A 15,868-nucleotide genomic window follows, 5' to 3' on the forward strand; every position below is an offset into this window, starting at 1 on the left:
GCATCCGGTTTCCCGGCTGCTCATCTTCTTATTGCTCGAAGATGGTTTTTCTCGATTTCTCGAAAAGGTACTTTGGTTTTTTACCTATATTCTGTTTAATTTTCAAAGAACTGTTTGTGTTGTTTGTCGCTCTTGTCAGGCGACTTCTATATATTATCATTTGAGCTTATCACTGTCAACAACTTTTCCGGAAATTTTTTGAGTTTTCTTTTCCTCAATCATTTGATAGCCCCAAATTTCATTGAAGCTCATGAAAATACCGAGCAGATCCGATTCAAAAAACATCCATATCTGGACCAGAACGAACCGGGTTTCCACTAAATGGTCCATCAGGAGACGCACCGCTGCATATTCTTTCACTCTGTCTTCCAGCAAAACGCTGCCGCAGATCAGCAGAAACAATCTCTATCCGTTCCAGTGATTCAGCCATTATAGACCAGAACCAGACGGGTCTCTCTTCACTTTTTCTGTTACTATAGAAGGCTTCTTTCAAAAAGACGACTTGTCTATTATATCAGATTCCTTTCATAATGCAATTAGCACATTACATGATTATTCTCATATAATTTACAATGTTTTAGACACACAAAGGGAATTCTTCTTTATAATAGAAGTTAACATAAACAAACACTCGGAGGTTAAAATGGGAATAGTTACAAAAACAGGAGATAAAGGAACAACCGGAACACTAGGCGGCAAGAGAATGCTGAAATCATCCTCTCTCTTGGAACTGAATGGTCAGATTGACGAAGTCAACGCATCCTTAGGTTATCTCAATTCACTGCTGGATGAAGCCAAGGACTTTCCTTCCAAGGCAGAAATCATGGAATACATCCGATATATCCAGAACGGGCTTTATAATCTGGGCACAGAAATCTCTTCCGGCTTTACCATTGTACGATTCGATGAAAGTCATGCCCTTCTATTGGAAGAGAAAATTGATGAAATGACTGCACTTATGCCACCACAGGCCAAATTCATCATCTTCTCCGGAACGAAGGAAGCCACTTATACGCATGTGGTTCGTTCCATTTCCAGAAGATGCGAAAGACAGTTCGTCCGTTTTCTTCTGGAAGAAAACATCGACCCCTTCCCACACTCTTACAAATTCCTGAATCGATTGTCCGATTATCTCTTCACCCTGGCAAGATTCATAAATCAGGAACTGGGTGGCGAGGAGATTGAAACCATCCCTTGGGAAAAATAGTCACTGCATATATAGGGAAAGGACCTGCCATCTGGCGGGTCCTTTCCCTATATATGTGTAAACATCTCTATTCTTCTCTTCCCTTTGCAATCATGACTTCAGCCATGACATCCATCGGATCGATACTCGGTCTGCTTAAAGAGCCTCTTGAAAGAACAAGCCCGATCTCAGTACAACCCAGGATTACAACCTCAGCACCGTTTTCAATGACATGTTCACCGGCTTTTTTCAGAAGTTCCACCGGCTTTCCGTCGGTTACACCAGACTTGATACCAGTACCTTCACCATAAATCGCTTCCATGACGCATTCTTCCTGCACATGGTCATCCGGATAGATGATGGAGACGTCTTTCAGATATCTGTCAAAGATTCTGGTGTTCTTTGTGCCCGTGGTCGCCAGGACCCCGATCTTAGTTGTCCCTGGAAACTCCTTATGAATATACAGATTCAGCTCCTCAAGGGCATGAATGATTCTGAGATCTGTACCTTGTATAATCTCATCATAGAAATAATGGGATGTAATGCAGGGAATGCAGGCAATGTCTGCACCCATTTTCTCAATGTTGTTTGCAGTTTCTATGATGTAGGGCACAGGACTCTCTCCTAGTCCCAGAATCGCTTTTGTACGATCAGGAATTTTGGGATTGCTGTCGATGACGATCCTGAAATGCTCCTGATCTTTTTTCACCTTTGTCGCCTTGATGATCTTCATATATAGCTGGGCTGTAGCTTCAGGCCCCATACCACCTATGATGCCTAGTGTTTTCTCTTTCATACTCTCAAAAAGCCATAGGCTTCCCTTTTCAACTCCTTTGAAACGTTACGCCATATCTGAGACTCTGCCCTTTAATGGTGCAAACAGCTTTTCTTTATCCTTATGTCCGTTTTTATCATAGATGTACTGAAGGGCTACTCTTGCCCCATGGTCCATCCCCTGGGAACCAGCCAGCAGAATGACATCTCCAGGCTGCGCCTTGTCAATGGCATAGTATATCGCCTCTTTCAGTTCTTCATATAGAATCACCTTCAGGTCTGATTTCCCAAGTTCTTCCTTATATACTCTGATTTCTTCCTCCGTGACCTTATCTTTGGAAATGACAAATTCTTCGCTTTTCGTGCCGATGATTTCATCCATATGCAGCTTATCTCTCCATTTGAGAAGAGTAACGATGTTTTCTCTATTCACTGTAGGACCACGATTCCCGCGTATGGCATAAACCAGATGCAGTTTATTATAATTCAATTTCACCAGGCTCTCAAGTGTCATATCGATGTTGCTCGCATTGGCGAAGTGATCGTCTATAATGATGAACTCATCATCGTAAATATACTGAAACCTTCTTTCCACGCCACCGAAGGTTTCCACAGCATTTATGACATCCCTGATCTGGACACCATCAATCAGCGCCATGGCCATGGCGGACAATGAATTGACTACGGAATGAAATCCTGGAACCATAAGACTTACCGGATACTCTCCTTTTTCGATTACACCTTCTAGACCGACAATATCCTGCCTGATTTTCAGAAGAAAGTTTGCTCTCCCGCTGCTGAGATCCAGATCGCTGCAGTACAGATCTGCAGTATCGTCTTTAGTGGAGAACGTGATTACATGCGCTTTTGTTTCTCCCCTTAATCTGTAGGTTGCTTCATCATCCTGATTCAGCACCGCAAATGAGCCTTCTTTCGCATTTCTCACCAGTGAAGATTTCGCTTCATAATACTTCTCCAGGCTACCGTGCTGATCAATATGTTCACGACTGAAATTGTTGAAGGCCACAATATCAAAATCCACATCATGGACTCTGTACAGCTCCAGTGCGGAAGAAGATACTTCCATCACCGTTTTATCAATCTGCTCCTGCACCATTTCATCAAATATGATCTGAAGATCTGAGCTTTCCGGAGTGGTCAGTTCGGAATGCACAAAGCGGTCTCCTACTTTGATCATGACACTTCCTATAAGGCCTGTCTTATATCCGGCCATGGAATAGATGTGATCAAGTATGTAACTTGTGGTGGTCTTTCCGTTTGTTGCTGTAATTCCGACCATCCTCAGTTTTCTCGTAGGATGATTCATCAGTTTTGCAGACAATACAGATAGCGTTTCTCTGGAATTCATCACTCTCATCTGGAAAACATCCAGATCCTCACGAAATTCTGTAACGACCGCCGCCACAGCTCCTCTGCTTGCTGCCATTTCCATATAGTCATGACCATCCTGCAGGTATCCTTTAATGGCTACGAAAAGACTCCCTTCCTTCACCTTTCTGGAATCATTCGTTACGGAAGTGATTTCCAGCTCTTCAGGAAAGCATCCTTTGTATTCCACATATTCTAACCCTTCCATCAGTTTCTTCAGCTTCATTTCTTCACCTTCTTTATTAATTCTCTTCATTATATCAGAGTCTGACAGCAATGTGATAATCCTTCTTGTGAATTATATACTGAAAATTAAAAACCCGGTATACCCGAATGGGCATACCGAGTAAGCACTCCTGCTTTTGCTGATCTATTTCCTGCCTGCGAACCCGAAGATTGTGTTGAGGATGATTCCTGCAATCGCCGCCAGACTTAATCCGCTCAGGGAAATCGCTTCTGTGATCTTCACAGAGAAGATGGATGCGACCTCTGCTGGAAGATACGTTGGTGCAAGACCGATGATCAGGATGGCTGCTGCTGTAACAACAGTCTTCAGTTCCACTTTCACTTCTTTGTCTTCATATGCTTTTCTGATGGTTTTCAGTCCAATCAGCGCGATCATGGAGAATAAGATGATACTGATTCCACCCATGACAGGTGTTGGAATACTTCTTAAGGTTCCTCCGAGCTTTCCTACGAAAGCCAGTACCACTGCGAATACCGCAGCCAGTCTTAGAAGCTGTGGGCTGTAATTTTTTGTGATTGCCAGAACTCCTGTATTTTCTCCATATGTTGTATTTGCAGGTCCTCCGATGAGTGCCGCAAAAGCTGTGGCCAGTCCATCACCTAGAAGAGTCCTATGCAGACCCGGTTTCTTGATGAAATCTTTTCCTACAACCTGTCCGTTTGTTGTGATGTCCCCCACATGTTCCATGAATACCGCAAGCACTACAGGTGCTATGGTCAGGATTGCACTGACACTGAACTTAGGGAAAGTGAATGCGGGCATTTCAACAAGTGCCGCACTGGTAATGATTGTCGTATCCACCTGTCCCAGAATAAGGGAGAGGATGTATCCAACAGCCACCGCTGTGATTATGGACATCTGTTTCAGCATTCCTTTGCCGAAGAGGTTGATTCCCAGAGCGGTGAGTAATGTCACAGACGCAAGGATCAGGTTCCCCTGAGCCATTCCGTAAGCTGTTGGCACAAGTGTAAGACCAATAACCATGATCATAGGCCCTACCACATAGGAAGGTAGAATCTTTTTGATTGTTTCATATTTTATCTTCTTTACCGCAAAGGAAGCCAGTACATACAGAAGTCCTGCTACAAGTATTCCACCTTGAGCATACGCCAGATCTCCACCGTTGGCCTCTTTGACAATGTTTATAACTGCTATGAATGCGAATGAGGAACCAAGAAATACCGGAACCGTTCCTCCGGTGACCAGATGAAACAGTAGTGTACCAACACCCGCCGAGAATAACGCTACGGAAGGGTTGAGACCTGTCAGCATCGGAACCAGAACCGTTGCCCCGAACATTGCGATCAGGTGCTGCAGGGCTAAGATGATATCCTTCCCTGAATTGATGGCGATAAACCTGTTTTCCGTTTCCATTTTTTTCTTTGCTGTAATTGCTGCCATTTTTTCCTCCTTATTGGGCATCCCTGTACCCATTTAATAATATAAAAACCTCTTGTCCCTAGAGACAAGAGGTATAATAAGCCCACTATTCCTGCTTAATATCTTCTCGGCCTCTCAGGACCACATTAAAGATTTCTTCCTACGAAGTATAACATATGCTCAGAAAGACATCAAGAAGTTTTCTCTGATTCCAGAAATTTAATGCGAGAGACGATCATCGACAATCTTCTGAAAGTCATGAAAGAATTCCGGGTAGGATTTGCTGACTGCCTCATATCCGTCAATGATGACAGGATTCACGCATCCAAGAGATGCCACCGATGCAGCCATGACGATCCGATGATCATTATGGCAATAGATGTTCCCACCGATGAGATGGTCTCTTCCTGTGACGACAATATCACTGCCTTCCTCTCTCGCCTCTCCACCAAGCTCGTTGATGAGTTCTACGGTCGTCTTCACACGATCCGACTCCTTGAATCGTAACCGGTCCACTCTCATTAGTCTTCCAGTGCCTTTGGACAGCGAAAGAAGCACACCAAGTACAGGCGTCAGATCCGGAATATCCGACACATCGATATCCAGTGCATGGAGTTCGGATTTACGAACTTCGTATCCGTCCTCCACGGTACTGATTGCGGCACCCATCTTCTCAAGAATAGAGATGATTTCCCGATCACCCTGAGTGGAAGCGTGATTCAGCCCCATCACTCTGGCATGCCCCGCAATGGCACCTGCTGCCAGAAAATAGGCTGCCTGGGAATAGTCCCCTTCCACCACGTAATCTCTCACCTGATAAGCCTGATTTCCTGGAACGAAAAAGGTATTGTTTTCCCTGTGAATCTCTATACCGAAATCCCGCATCACATTCACAGTCATATTCACATAGCTTTCACTCTGAAATTCTTCGGTTACAGCCAGCGTGCTGTCTCCTGGAAGAAGCGGAAGCACCATGAGCATGCCGGATATGAACTGCGAACTCACATCTCCACGCATGGAGAAGTCGCCCGGTTCAAGCTTCCCCTTTATGACGATGCTTTCCAGACTGTCTCTGAACATCATAATATCCAGGTCCTGAAAAAGTTCTTCGTACACAGTCAGAGGTCTTCTCAGAAGGCTTGTACTTCCTCTGAATTCATACACCTCATCAAAGAGTAGTGTGATGGGAATAAAGAATCTCAGTGTTGATCCTGACTCCTCCGGTTTCAGCACCCGATCTCTCCTGATGCCGAAGGATGTGGCATCAATGGTGATGTCCTTCTCTTTTATGAAGAAGTCCACTCCTAAATCCTCCAGGCATTTCAGCGTTGCCATGATATCGGAAGAAAGATCCACATGATGTATGGTCCCCTTCCCCTTTGAGAGCGACAGCGCTATAAGAGCCCTGTGCGCATAGGACTTGGAAGAGGGCACCATAACAGTTCCTTCCACCTTATTGTAATGAAGTTCCTTGATCATGTTCTCCACCTCCATTTGTGGTGACAAGTTAAGAATAAGCTGCCTACTTTTTCATTTGTTCTTCAAATTTTTCCAGGACTTCCGGTATGAAGTGTCCATTTTCATGAAACAGCTCCCCGTCCGCATAAATCTTCCCTTCTTTTCTCAGCTCTCCGATCATATCCCAGTGGATGACACTTCTGTTCTTGCCGCCAGCCTCAGGGAAGGAATCTCCAATGGCCATATGGAATGTACCACCGATCTTTTCATCAAAAAGGATGTTCTTTGTGCTGTTTTTAATCCCATAATTGGTGCCTATAGCAAGTTCTCCGAAGGTTCTCGCTCCTTCATCCGTATCCAGAATGGTGGATAGAAGCGCTTCCCCTTTTTCCGCGGAGGCTTCCACAACTCTTCCTTTCTCAACCTTCACCCGGATTCCCTCTATTTCTTTTCCTGCATAAATCAGAGGGATTTCAAAGTGGACATGTCCGTTCACTCCATCTTCAATGGGTGAAGTAAAAATCTCTCCATCCGGAAAATTCGCCTTCCCGTCACAGTTGACCCATTTTCTTCCTGCCACTTCAGCCGTCACATCCGTCTCTCCAGATACGATTCTGATGGTTCTCTTCGTATTGAGGTAGCTGATCCATCTTTCCTGCTCCTCAGATATTTTTCTCCACTCCGCCACAGGATCGTCCTTATCCAGAAGACCTGCTCCATAGACAAAATCTTCATATTCTTCCAGGCTCATTCCGGCTTCCTGGGCATCTCCCATGGCCGGAAACTGCGTACCGCACCAGCGAAGGCTTCCATCCCCTGTTCTTTCAGAATAGAACTTTCTCCACTTCTTGGCACCTATGGATGAATTCTTCACTTTCTCCGGATCGATATTCGTGGCATACTTCACGTTTCTGGAACCCCATGCTGTAAGCCACACGTCCGCTCTCTCAAGAAGCGTTTCATTAATAAGGTTGCCTTGCTGAAGCTGCTCCGTTGTGGATTCCTTCAGAATCACTTCACTGATTTCATCAGAAGTCAGTACCACCTCCACATGTCCTCCGGCCTTTACCGCTTCTCTAGCGACAGCTTTAGCCCAGGGTGTTGCCACTTCATCCGCGCGAATATAGACGAAATCTCCAGGTTTCACTTCGGTGGAATACTCAACAAGCAGTCTTGCCAGTTTCTCTACTCTCTCATCTCTCATAAAGCCTCTCCTCATACACTGTTTTCTTCCATTATATCACCCGTTTCAGGCTCCATGAACTTAAATTGAAGGATTCTCAAAAAAGATACAGTATTCAGTTATTGTTGATATGGATTGAAATTCCGGAAGAAAATGGAATCGTTAAGATTAAGTTCAAAGTTCTGGACTATAATAAAGGAAAGAAAAAAAGACAATAAAAAAATCCGGTATAAATACCGGATTAAAATGGTGGTCGATCAGGGGTTCGAACCCTGGGCCCTACGATTAAGAGTCGCATGCTCTACCAGCTGAGCTAATCAACCATGTTAAACAACAAAATTTATTATACGCAGTGGAGGACTAGTTGTCAACCAGAAATTTCAAAAAAAATATATCCTGTACTTTCCAGCTGCATCATCTATCGGGAAAAGTACTGACTTGACTTGATTCATCGAAAGCAATAAAAAAATCCGGTATAATACCGGATTAAATGGTGGTCGATCAGGGGTTCGAACCCTGGGCCCTACGATTAAGAGTCGCATGCTCTACCAGCTGAGCTAATCAACCAGATTTACTGACAAAGATTATTATACTTATGTAGCTCCGGAATGTCAATAGTCACTGAGAATTTTTTTCAATTGATGACAATTTGGCGTTTCCGAAATAGATGATATCCATTGTCATCAGTCATGAAATGAATATTACAGCATAAATAACTTTAGAGGAGGATCCAAAATTGTTCGAATTCAAATTCAGAATGCCCACTACCGTTATTGTAGGCAGAAACTGTCTGGTGAAAAACAGCAAAAAACTTCGGGGGCTTGGGCATAAATGCCTCATCGTCACAGGCCTTCAGTCCTCAAAACTGAACGGTTCCCTTGAAGACAGCATTACAGCACTTGAAAATGAAAACATCAAATACACCATCTTTGATGAAGTGCAGGAAAGGCCCACCCTTGAAACCATTGAAAAAGCCTATCAGGAGAACAAAGGAAACAGCATCGACTTCATCCTTGCCGTCGGTGGTGGTTCTGCCATCGATGCGGCAAAAGCCATATCCATTCTCTTTAAGAATCAGATACAGGCCAAGGAAATACTGTCCCTGAAGAATCTGGAAGGCATTCCCATTGTAGCTGTCCCAACCACAGCAGGCCCGGGATCTGAAACAACTCCCTACTCTGTGGTGTATCTTCAGGAAGAAGGCACAAGCCGCAGCACTGGACAGAGAATCTTCCCGGATATCGCTTTTCTCGATGCACGCTACACACTGAATAAACCCTACGACATCACCACCTGTACTGCTGTGGATGCCTTTTCGCATCTTGCGGAAGGATATCTCAGCACCAAAGCCAATCTTCTGACAGACACCCTTGCAGAGAAAGGACTGAGGCTTTTCGGAGATTGTATCGAACCTTTGAGAAAAAAAGACTGCAGCATCGAAGTCCGGGAGAAGCTTCTTATGGCATCCAGCATCGGCGGCATGGTGATTTCCCAGACTGGAACAAGCCTGCCTCATGGCATGGGCTATGTACTCACCGCTGAAAAAAATGTGCCTCACGGTGTCGCCAACGGTCTTCTCTTCCCGGGTTATCTGAAGAATTTCAGAAACACGGATAAACTGGAGAGACTGCTGCATCTGATCAAAGTGAATTCCATTGAAGATCTTTCCGACATACTGAAGGAAATTCTGAATTTCAGAAACATCAGCCTGACAGATGCGGAAATCAAGAAATATGTGGATGACATTCTGTCTAGCGAGAAAAAGCTGAAGAATCACCCCGAAAGAGTTTCTCGTCAGGATCTGTCAAACATTTATAAAACGATGCTGAGAAAGGAGGAATCCTAGAATTGTGCGGACGATTTCAGTTAGAACTGAGCATGGACGATATTCTCAACATCATTGATGTTCTGGGTGAAGTGAGAGACAGATACAAAGAAGATGCTCTTTCCTCCTATATCCATGAAAAGAAGGACATCTATCCCGGTTCGAAATCTCTTATTGTAACAAGTGACGGACTGAATCAGTCCACCTGGGGATTCCCGCTGCATAAGAAACTGGTATTCAATGCCCGTGGAGAAAGCATTTTCGAAAAGCCCATGTTCAGAAAAGCCGCTGCCAGCAGACGCTGCCTGGTTCCCGCAAATCTCTTCTATGAATGGAAGGGAAAAGAAAAGATCAGGCACTTTGTGAGAACACCTGATCCGATCATGTTCATGGGTGGAGTCTTCGAGAATTTCGCGGAAAATGACGGCAGCATCACCCAGCGGTTTTCCATCATCACTGGAGCATCACAGAAGGAAATGAGCGAGATTCACCCAAGGACTCCGCTCATTGTAAGTAGAGAGGATGTTCAAACATTTCTTAATCCCAGATCTTCCGAGGATGAAGTCAGAAGAATCATCGGGTCCTATCCCGAAAGACTTCTGATCACAAAGGAAGATCATAATGCCCAGTTGTCCATATTCTAAAAAGAAGCTTCGGCTTCTTTTTTTATGGCTCTGATTTCAGCACTTTCATAATTCAATCTTTTTATTGTATTTCGGCTGCTATTGTATATAATTATGTTATCAATTTATTTACGAAGAACGGAGGATTATTTTATGTGGACAAGAAGCGAACTGAAAAACAACGCTAAGAAGGCACTGAAAGGCACTTTTCTCATCAGTGTTCTGGTCATCATACTTTACAGCATCCTTACAGGCGGTGAAAACAGCAATCTTACACTTAAGCTGGGAGAAGATGCTACAAAAGAATTGGAACTCAGAAACGAAATGCTGAGCTATACCATCGGCGAAAACTATTTCGATAATCTCATCTCCTACCCTCTCACCACCTTCTTCCTTCTCTTCGGCGCATTGGCCAGTTTCCTCTCCTTTCTCTACCAGATATTTGTGGCAGCCCCGCTTTCCATAGGCTTGTCCAGATATTTTATCGTCAACAGAAGAGCACCTGAAGAAAATACACCACTGAATCTCTTCGATACCTTCCGTTCAGGACATTATCTCAACGGCGTCGGGGTGATCTTTCTCCAGAACCTGTTTATTTTCCTGCACTTTCTGCTTCTGATCATTCCTGGAATCATAAAAACCTTCAAACTCTACATGGTTCCCTACATCATGGCAGATCATCCTGAAATGAACTATAAGGATGCATTCTCATTAAGCACGGAGATGACACAGGGACAGAAGATGAACATCTTTATACTGGAGCTCTCCTTTATCGGCTGGTATCTGCTCGCCACGCTTACCCTGGGTCTTGCTGCACCGCTTGTAACCACATACAGAAAGGCCACCGTCACAGAGCTTTATGAAGTGCTGAAGAGTCCGGAAGAGCGCACGGAAGTGGCTCCACCCGGATACTTCTAAAAGAGGATCCATTAAAGGGAGGACGAAGATGATTCATATCCGTTATGCTGATGCAAATGATGCTGAACTATTAGGTGCCATCCATTCCGCATCCTGGAAAAGAGCCTATAAGGGAATCCTTTCCGATGAGGTTCTAGGCGGTATCACAGCAGAAAGAAGAACTTCCTATTTTAGAAAAGCACTGCGTGAAGGCTGGGAGGAAGATGCCATTCTCTTTCATCATGGTCAGGCAATAGGTATGATCTGCATCGGCAAATCCAGAGATACCGATCTGAATGAGAAATGGGGAGAAATCTGGGGAATCTATCTTCTGCCTGAACACTGGAAAAAGGGGTTCGGGTCCATGCTGATATCCTGGGGAATAAGTGAGCTAGATCAGAGAGGCTTTACTCATGTCTCTTTGTGGGTATTGGAAGAAAATTTCAGCGCCAGAGATTTCTATGTGAAAACAGGATTTATCCATGATGGTGCAGTGAAAGAAGTGCACATCGGTAAGGCTGTTACAGAGATGCGCTACACACTGAAGATTTCATAGCAATGGGATCTTTAATGAAATCGGAAGAGAAACGAATGGATCTTTTCCTTCGATTATTCATGACGAAACAAAAAACATCCCTGCCTGGCACATTAAACTCGTGCCAGGCAGGGATGTTTTTTACTATGTCTATTCTAGTTGATCTCGCTGTTTCTGAAGAAATCCAGCACTTCCTGTGCTTTCACCTTCAGATCTTCCAGGCTTCCATCATTGTTCGCAATGAAGTCTGCTTTATCAACAAGCGCAGCCACTTCTTTTTCCGTGTTGTGATTCGGATTGCTGTTCTTTGCCACTTCTTCTCCGTCTCTTTCCACCAGTCTCTGGAACCTGTTTTCCTTGGTGGCTGTGATTCCTACAATAAGGAACCCGGCCTTCTTCCAGAAATCGAAGTCGTCTTTGGTTCTTCCACCGACGATCATAGGCAGAATGTTCTCATTCACTCTGTTGAGATTCTCATAGATGTCATCCCACTTTGTCTCCTGAGCCACAGGATGAAGCTCTGCATTTTCCGTGATCATTCTGGACAATGCGTACTTGTTCAGGATGTTCATATCGATTTCTCGAAGCTTATCTGCAACGAGCTGGAAGAATCCTCTTTCATTTCCAAGCCATTCAGGAGAAATGGAAACAATGGGCTTCATGCTTCTTATGATATCTCCAAGACCGTATTTTTTCGTCTTCGGCTCCAGCTCAATGATGAAGTCAGCCAAAGTATCCTTGCCTGATCCCATCTCTCCGAAAATAATAATTCCTTTATAGTTCATGTTTACCTCCATAAATCTGCATCTTCAGCACTTCTATCTGTCAAGAAGACAGATCTTGCTTTACACTGAAGCGCAATGCAGTTGTAATTTCCATCACTTCGGTTACTGCGTTAAATTCCTAATTTAGTATATAGACAATAGGGTAAGATTTCAAGTGTAAGCGGAAAATATACCCGAATCCCTTTTATTCCTCATCCTTTATTTTAAGAAAGAAGAAAGCGCCCAGAACGAAAAGTATGATAAGACTTAAAATGCCGTATCTTGTTTCTCCTGTGATACTGATGACGATACCCATAAGCAGCGGTCCGAAAATCGAGGAGACTTTCCCGAAGATATTGAAGATGGAAAAATATTCAGCCGACTTGTTCTTAGGGATCAGTTTCCCGAAATAGGATCTTGAAAGGGCTTGGATTCCTCCCTGAGCACTGGCGACCATCATGGCCAGAATCCAGAAATCCAGTTCCGTCTTCAGAAAGAATCCGTAGATGGAAATGATTGTGTAGGTGATGATTCCTGTCATGATCATCTTTCTTGCACCAAACACCTTGGCCAGTTTTCCATACAGAAGGGCGAAGGGGAATGCAACCAGCTGAATCGCCACCAGGATGATCAGCAGTCTGTCCGAGTCCACCCCCACATCCACACCATAGGCAGTTGCCATGGTGATGACCGTATGAACACCATCAATATAGAAAAAATAGGCGATCATGAAGTAAAGCACCATCTTGTTCTTCACGATGTCTTTGGCCGTGGCTGCCAGCATCACAAAGCTTTCTTTGATCTTCGAGGGTTTTCCTTCGATGTAGTACTTCTGCTTCACATTTTTCAGCATTGGTATGGTGAAGATCATCCACCATACCGCCGTGATGAGAAACGCCATCTGGGTGGCAAAGGTTACCGTCAGACCCAGGTTCTCCGCACTGAGGATAATTCCCAGAGAGATGATGAACGGAATGGTGCCACCAAGGTATCCGAAGCCGAAGCCCTTGGAGGAGATATCATCCATGCGCTCATCCGTGGTCACATCTGTGAGAAATGCATCGTAATAGATTGTGGAGCCGTTAAAGGCTACTGCTGTGATGACATAGATGACCAGAGCATAGATCCACTGTCCTTCCCCCACTGTGGCAAGCATGGCCGATGAAATGATGGCCACCAGCGTGAACGCTGTGAACAGTTTCTTTTTAACCCCTTTGAAATCGGCAATGGTTCCGAGAAGAGGTGCCAGAAGAGCAATAAGCAGTGTCGCCAGGGAATTGGCATATCCCCAGTAGGCTGTGGATGTGGCGTCAGCCAGATGACTTGCTGCCACGCTTTTAAAAAATAAAGGTAAAATTGCGGTGGTTATGGTGATGGAGTAGGCTGAGTTTCCGAAATCCTGAAGGATCCAGCTTCTTTCCTGTTTTGTCATGGTGGCCTCCTTAAGATCTGATTAGGATTCACTGATTAATGAAAAAGTATAATGGTCCTGCCATTTCCCGTTGATGTAGAGATATTTCTCATTGGTGCCGACCAGCTTAAAGCCCAGTCTCTTCAGCACATTCTGTGATTTGTAGTTATCCAGCAGTGTGGATGCCTCAACCCGGTGCAGCATGAGCTCCTCGAATGCATAGGCTATGGCCGTCTTCAAGGCGTCATTCATGAGCCCTTTTCCTTCGTAGTCCTTATGGAGCGCATACCCTAAAGTGGCACTTCTGAAGCCCCCGTAAACAAGGTTTGACAGCTGAACTTTACCGATGAGCTTCCCGCTGAAATAAACCCCGAAATTGATGGCCAGCCCGTTCATATAATGCTTGTAGCTTTCATCAAGGGATTTCCTCTGTCCCTTGAGCGTATAGAAATCCGGGTCTCTATGGGGTTCCAGCGCTCTAAGAAATTCTCTGTTTTCCGTATAGTAGATCAGATAATCCTCCGCATTTTCAGGAGAAGCCAGTTTCAGACTGACCCTTTCTCCCTCCAGCGCAAGAAGTTTGAATTCCTTGAACTGATTGAATCTAGTATTGTCCGTTCCGAAAAGATACTCATTTCTGATTCTGGAGTCCTGATAGCTGTTGTTGACGAGAATCCCTTCCAGCGTATATCCCAGTTCAGTGAAGGGAACCGTGGAAATATCATCGGACACGATGACATTGATTTTGAAGTAGGATCCGTCTCTCAGAAATCCACGCGTCATGGTGCCAAGGGATACTCTCAAGAGATTCCTGTCTCCTTCTCTGTAGAATCTGAGCCGGATCATGACGCTTTTGTTTGCTCTGTTTTTTTCCACAATGGTGAATCTGCCGATGGTGATTCTTGCTTCATCTCTTATGATGAACTCTCTGCCTTCAGTATCATTGATCTCTTCCATATAAACTCTAGTCTTATTCATAATTTCCTTGTTATCCCCTTTCTGCCAGTGATCTTATTTTATTCCCGCAGCCTTCAGCTTTTTCCCGACTTTCAGCCTGATGTAGGCTACAATGGCAAGTGAAATCGCCATGGAAAGCGGCAGCAGATAAATCGACACCTTCGGTCCCACAAGGTCTGTCATGACACCCATGAGAAGATTCATAAGGTTCAGCACAAGTGCCACCATGGTCATCATGAATCCTGTGGCCATGCCCGGTTTTTCGCTGAAGAGGACCGATACAAGGGACATCAGTGAAGGAAACACAATGGAGAAAAAGAGACCCGAAATACTGATGATGATGACATAATCTTCTCCCAGCATGATTCCTGCAGCCAGGAGGAGCAGCGCTATCACCTGCGTGGCCATGACGGTTCTAAGCACCCCGGTCTTCTGCACGATGAATCCTCCTACCAGTCTGCCGAAGGCGAAGATGAAGAAGAAAATACCCAGGTATCTTGCACCTACACTTTCCCTCAGACCAAACCCTTCCTTCAGGTAATTGGTAAGCCACAGGGACATGCCCTGCTCTGCAAAAACGTAAAATCCAAGGCCCAGTCCGAAGATGTACAGCATGGGATCTCTGAAAATACTCTTTCCCGCTGTAACAGTCTCCGCCTTGGGCTCATCGGGAATCTTTGCAAAGATGAATGCGATGAGCACAATAAGATATAAAAGTGCGATGAAGACATACATGGTCCGCCAGGTGATGTTACGGTCAAGAAGGAATCCGATGGCATTCTGAGAAACCGTGGAGCCTGCTCCATACATGAAATGAAGAAGGTTCATGGCAATGGTCGATGTTCCTACAAAAAGAATGGGAATGACCGTATTTGCCGCCACACCGTAAATATTGATGCCCGCAATGATCGGAATGAAACCGATGAAAAACATCAGGAAGGTTTCAGACTGGGACTGCACAAAAATCCCGGTGATGAGACAAACGATTCCGATGATGATGGTTTTCTTCTGTCCGATCCGCTCTATGAGCGCACCACTGAAGAAGGTCACCGCCATCCCTGCCAGGGATACACTGGTGATCATGGAAGAAATGACTGTATTGGAGACGGAAAAGTCCTCTTTGAATATCGGAATGAAGATTCCTCTTGTATTTTCAATAAACGGGGACAGAAACATCAGCGTAAAGATGATGACTACCCCAAATCTGTTGCTTTTACTATTCTGCATATTAAATTTATT

At 44.6% G+C, this 15,868-nt stretch carries 15 protein-coding genes and 2 tRNA genes; 5 read left to right on the plus strand and 12 right to left on the minus strand.

The features are described from left to right. Nucleotides 1-156: 156 nt before the first annotated feature. A complete protein-coding gene (locus ACHAL6_RS13730) occupies nucleotides 157-360 on the minus strand; it encodes a hypothetical protein (RefSeq protein ID WP_395271237.1) in 204 nt (67 codons plus the stop codon). 283 nt (nucleotides 361-643) lie between these two features. On the opposite strand from ACHAL6_RS13730, the gene ACHAL6_RS13735 reads away from it, so the two are divergent. Continuing rightward, the gene (locus tag ACHAL6_RS13735; RefSeq protein WP_395271238.1) at nucleotides 644-1,207 is read left to right on the plus strand and encodes a cob(I)yrinic acid a,c-diamide adenosyltransferase; all 564 of its coding nucleotides are present in this window, start codon (nucleotides 644-646) and stop codon (nucleotides 1,205-1,207) included. A gap of 67 nt (nucleotides 1,208-1,274) precedes the next feature. Here ACHAL6_RS13735 and ACHAL6_RS13740 read toward each other — a convergent pair whose 3' ends face one another. From ACHAL6_RS13740 to ACHAL6_RS13770, 7 genes are all read right to left on the minus strand, one after another. After that, nucleotides 1,275-1,982 (minus strand): aspartate/glutamate racemase family protein, encoded by a 708-nt coding sequence (locus ACHAL6_RS13740; protein WP_395271239.1) that lies wholly within the window; start codon nucleotides 1,980-1,982, stop codon nucleotides 1,275-1,277. Nucleotides 1,983-2,027: 45 nt separating this feature from the next. Further along, nucleotides 2,028-3,575, minus strand: coding sequence for a Mur ligase family protein (locus ACHAL6_RS13745; protein ID WP_395271240.1), 1,548 nt, complete (start codon nucleotides 3,573-3,575; stop codon nucleotides 2,028-2,030). Between the two features lie 144 nt (nucleotides 3,576-3,719). Beyond that, nucleotides 3,720-4,997: a uracil-xanthine permease family protein gene (locus ACHAL6_RS13750; protein ID WP_395271241.1), complete on the minus strand. Its 1,278-nt coding sequence runs from the start codon at nucleotides 4,995-4,997 to the stop codon at nucleotides 3,720-3,722. A 198-nt stretch (nucleotides 4,998-5,195) separates the two neighbouring features. Further along, nucleotides 5,196-6,455, minus strand: a complete 1,260-nt coding sequence (gene aroA, locus ACHAL6_RS13755; protein ID WP_395271242.1) for a 3-phosphoshikimate 1-carboxyvinyltransferase — start codon at nucleotides 6,453-6,455, stop codon at nucleotides 5,196-5,198. Nucleotides 6,456-6,498: 43 nt separating this feature from the next. Beyond that, nucleotides 6,499-7,638, minus strand: coding sequence for an aminopeptidase (locus ACHAL6_RS13760; RefSeq protein ID WP_395271243.1), 1,140 nt, complete (start codon nucleotides 7,636-7,638; stop codon nucleotides 6,499-6,501). A 226-nt stretch (nucleotides 7,639-7,864) separates the two neighbouring features. After that, a tRNA-Lys gene (locus ACHAL6_RS13765) sits at nucleotides 7,865-7,940 on the minus strand. 168 nt (nucleotides 7,941-8,108) lie between these two features. Further along, nucleotides 8,109-8,184 (minus strand) — tRNA-Lys (locus tag ACHAL6_RS13770). Between the two features lie 169 nt (nucleotides 8,185-8,353). Between ACHAL6_RS13770 and ACHAL6_RS13775 the strand changes: the two genes are divergently transcribed. From ACHAL6_RS13775 to ACHAL6_RS13790, 4 genes are all read left to right on the plus strand, one after another. Further along, entirely contained in the window at nucleotides 8,354-9,463 is a 1,110-nt protein-coding gene (locus tag ACHAL6_RS13775; protein WP_395271244.1) for an iron-containing alcohol dehydrogenase family protein, read from the plus strand. A 2-nt stretch (nucleotides 9,464-9,465) separates the two neighbouring features. Beyond that, nucleotides 9,466-10,086, plus strand: coding sequence for an SOS response-associated peptidase (locus ACHAL6_RS13780; RefSeq protein ID WP_395271245.1), 621 nt, complete (start codon nucleotides 9,466-9,468; stop codon nucleotides 10,084-10,086). Nucleotides 10,087-10,179: 93 nt separating this feature from the next. Further along, complete coding sequence (locus ACHAL6_RS13785; protein WP_395271246.1) at nucleotides 10,180-10,983, plus strand: DUF975 family protein; 804 nt, start codon at nucleotides 10,180-10,182, stop codon at nucleotides 10,981-10,983. Between the two features lie 28 nt (nucleotides 10,984-11,011). Next, on the plus strand, nucleotides 11,012-11,518 hold the full coding sequence (locus ACHAL6_RS13790; RefSeq protein WP_395271247.1) for a GNAT family N-acetyltransferase: 507 nt from the start codon (nucleotides 11,012-11,014) through the stop codon (nucleotides 11,516-11,518). Between the two features lie 134 nt (nucleotides 11,519-11,652). Here the strand turns inward: ACHAL6_RS13790 and ACHAL6_RS13795 are convergent, their stop codons facing one another. From ACHAL6_RS13795 to ACHAL6_RS13810, 4 genes are all read right to left on the minus strand, one after another. After that, a complete protein-coding gene (locus ACHAL6_RS13795) occupies nucleotides 11,653-12,282 on the minus strand; it encodes a hypothetical protein (protein WP_395271248.1) in 630 nt (209 codons plus the stop codon). Nucleotides 12,283-12,466: 184 nt separating this feature from the next. Then, entirely contained in the window at nucleotides 12,467-13,693 is a 1,227-nt protein-coding gene (locus ACHAL6_RS13800; protein ID WP_395271249.1) for an MFS transporter, read from the minus strand. A 21-nt stretch (nucleotides 13,694-13,714) separates the two neighbouring features. After that, the gene (locus ACHAL6_RS13805) at nucleotides 13,715-14,650 is read right to left on the minus strand and encodes a GNAT family N-acetyltransferase (RefSeq protein WP_395271250.1); all 936 of its coding nucleotides are present in this window, start codon (nucleotides 14,648-14,650) and stop codon (nucleotides 13,715-13,717) included. A 33-nt stretch (nucleotides 14,651-14,683) separates the two neighbouring features. Further along, nucleotides 14,684-15,856 carry an MFS transporter gene (locus ACHAL6_RS13810; RefSeq protein WP_395271251.1) on the minus strand — a complete coding sequence of 391 codons (1,173 nt, stop codon included), beginning with the start codon at nucleotides 15,854-15,856 and terminating at the stop codon, nucleotides 14,684-14,686. Nucleotides 15,857-15,868 lie beyond the last annotated feature (12 nt).

The organism is Proteiniclasticum sp. C24MP, assembly GCF_043951855.1.
In the GTDB taxonomy this organism is placed as follows: domain Bacteria; phylum Bacillota; class Clostridia; order Clostridiales; family Clostridiaceae; genus Proteiniclasticum.

What these genes read in the sequence shown, in the direction of transcription:
- ACHAL6_RS13740 (WP_395271239.1), bottom strand. Translation starts at nt 1,982, where the DNA reads ATGAAAGAGAAAACACTAGGCATCATAGGTGGTATGGGGCCTGAAGCT.
- ACHAL6_RS13795 (WP_395271248.1), bottom strand. Translation starts at nt 12,282, where the DNA reads ATGAACTATAAAGGAATTATTATTTTCGGAGAGATGGGATCAGGCAAG.
- ACHAL6_RS13750 (WP_395271241.1), bottom strand. Translation starts at nt 4,997, where the DNA reads ATGGCAGCAATTACAGCAAAGAAAAAAATGGAAACGGAAAACAGGTTT.
- ACHAL6_RS13810 (WP_395271251.1), bottom strand. Translation starts at nt 15,856, where the DNA reads ATGCAGAATAGTAAAAGCAACAGATTTGGGGTAGTCATCATCTTTACG.
- ACHAL6_RS13785 (WP_395271246.1), top strand. Translation starts at nt 10,180, where the DNA reads ATGTTATCAATTTATTTACGAAGAACGGAGGATTATTTTATGTGGACA.
- ACHAL6_RS13745 (WP_395271240.1), bottom strand. Translation starts at nt 3,575, where the DNA reads ATGAAGCTGAAGAAACTGATGGAAGGGTTAGAATATGTGGAATACAAA.
- ACHAL6_RS13760 (WP_395271243.1), bottom strand. Translation starts at nt 7,638, where the DNA reads ATGAGAGATGAGAGAGTAGAGAAACTGGCAAGACTGCTTGTTGAGTAT.
- ACHAL6_RS13735 (WP_395271238.1), top strand. Translation starts at nt 644, where the DNA reads ATGGGAATAGTTACAAAAACAGGAGATAAAGGAACAACCGGAACACTA.
- ACHAL6_RS13800 (WP_395271249.1), bottom strand. Translation starts at nt 13,693, where the DNA reads ATGACAAAACAGGAAAGAAGCTGGATCCTTCAGGATTTCGGAAACTCA.
- ACHAL6_RS13790 (WP_395271247.1), top strand. Translation starts at nt 11,012, where the DNA reads ATGATTCATATCCGTTATGCTGATGCAAATGATGCTGAACTATTAGGT.
- aroA (WP_395271242.1), bottom strand. Translation starts at nt 6,455, where the DNA reads ATGATCAAGGAACTTCATTACAATAAGGTGGAAGGAACTGTTATGGTG.
- ACHAL6_RS13805 (WP_395271250.1), bottom strand. Translation starts at nt 14,650, where the DNA reads ATGAATAAGACTAGAGTTTATATGGAAGAGATCAATGATACTGAAGGC.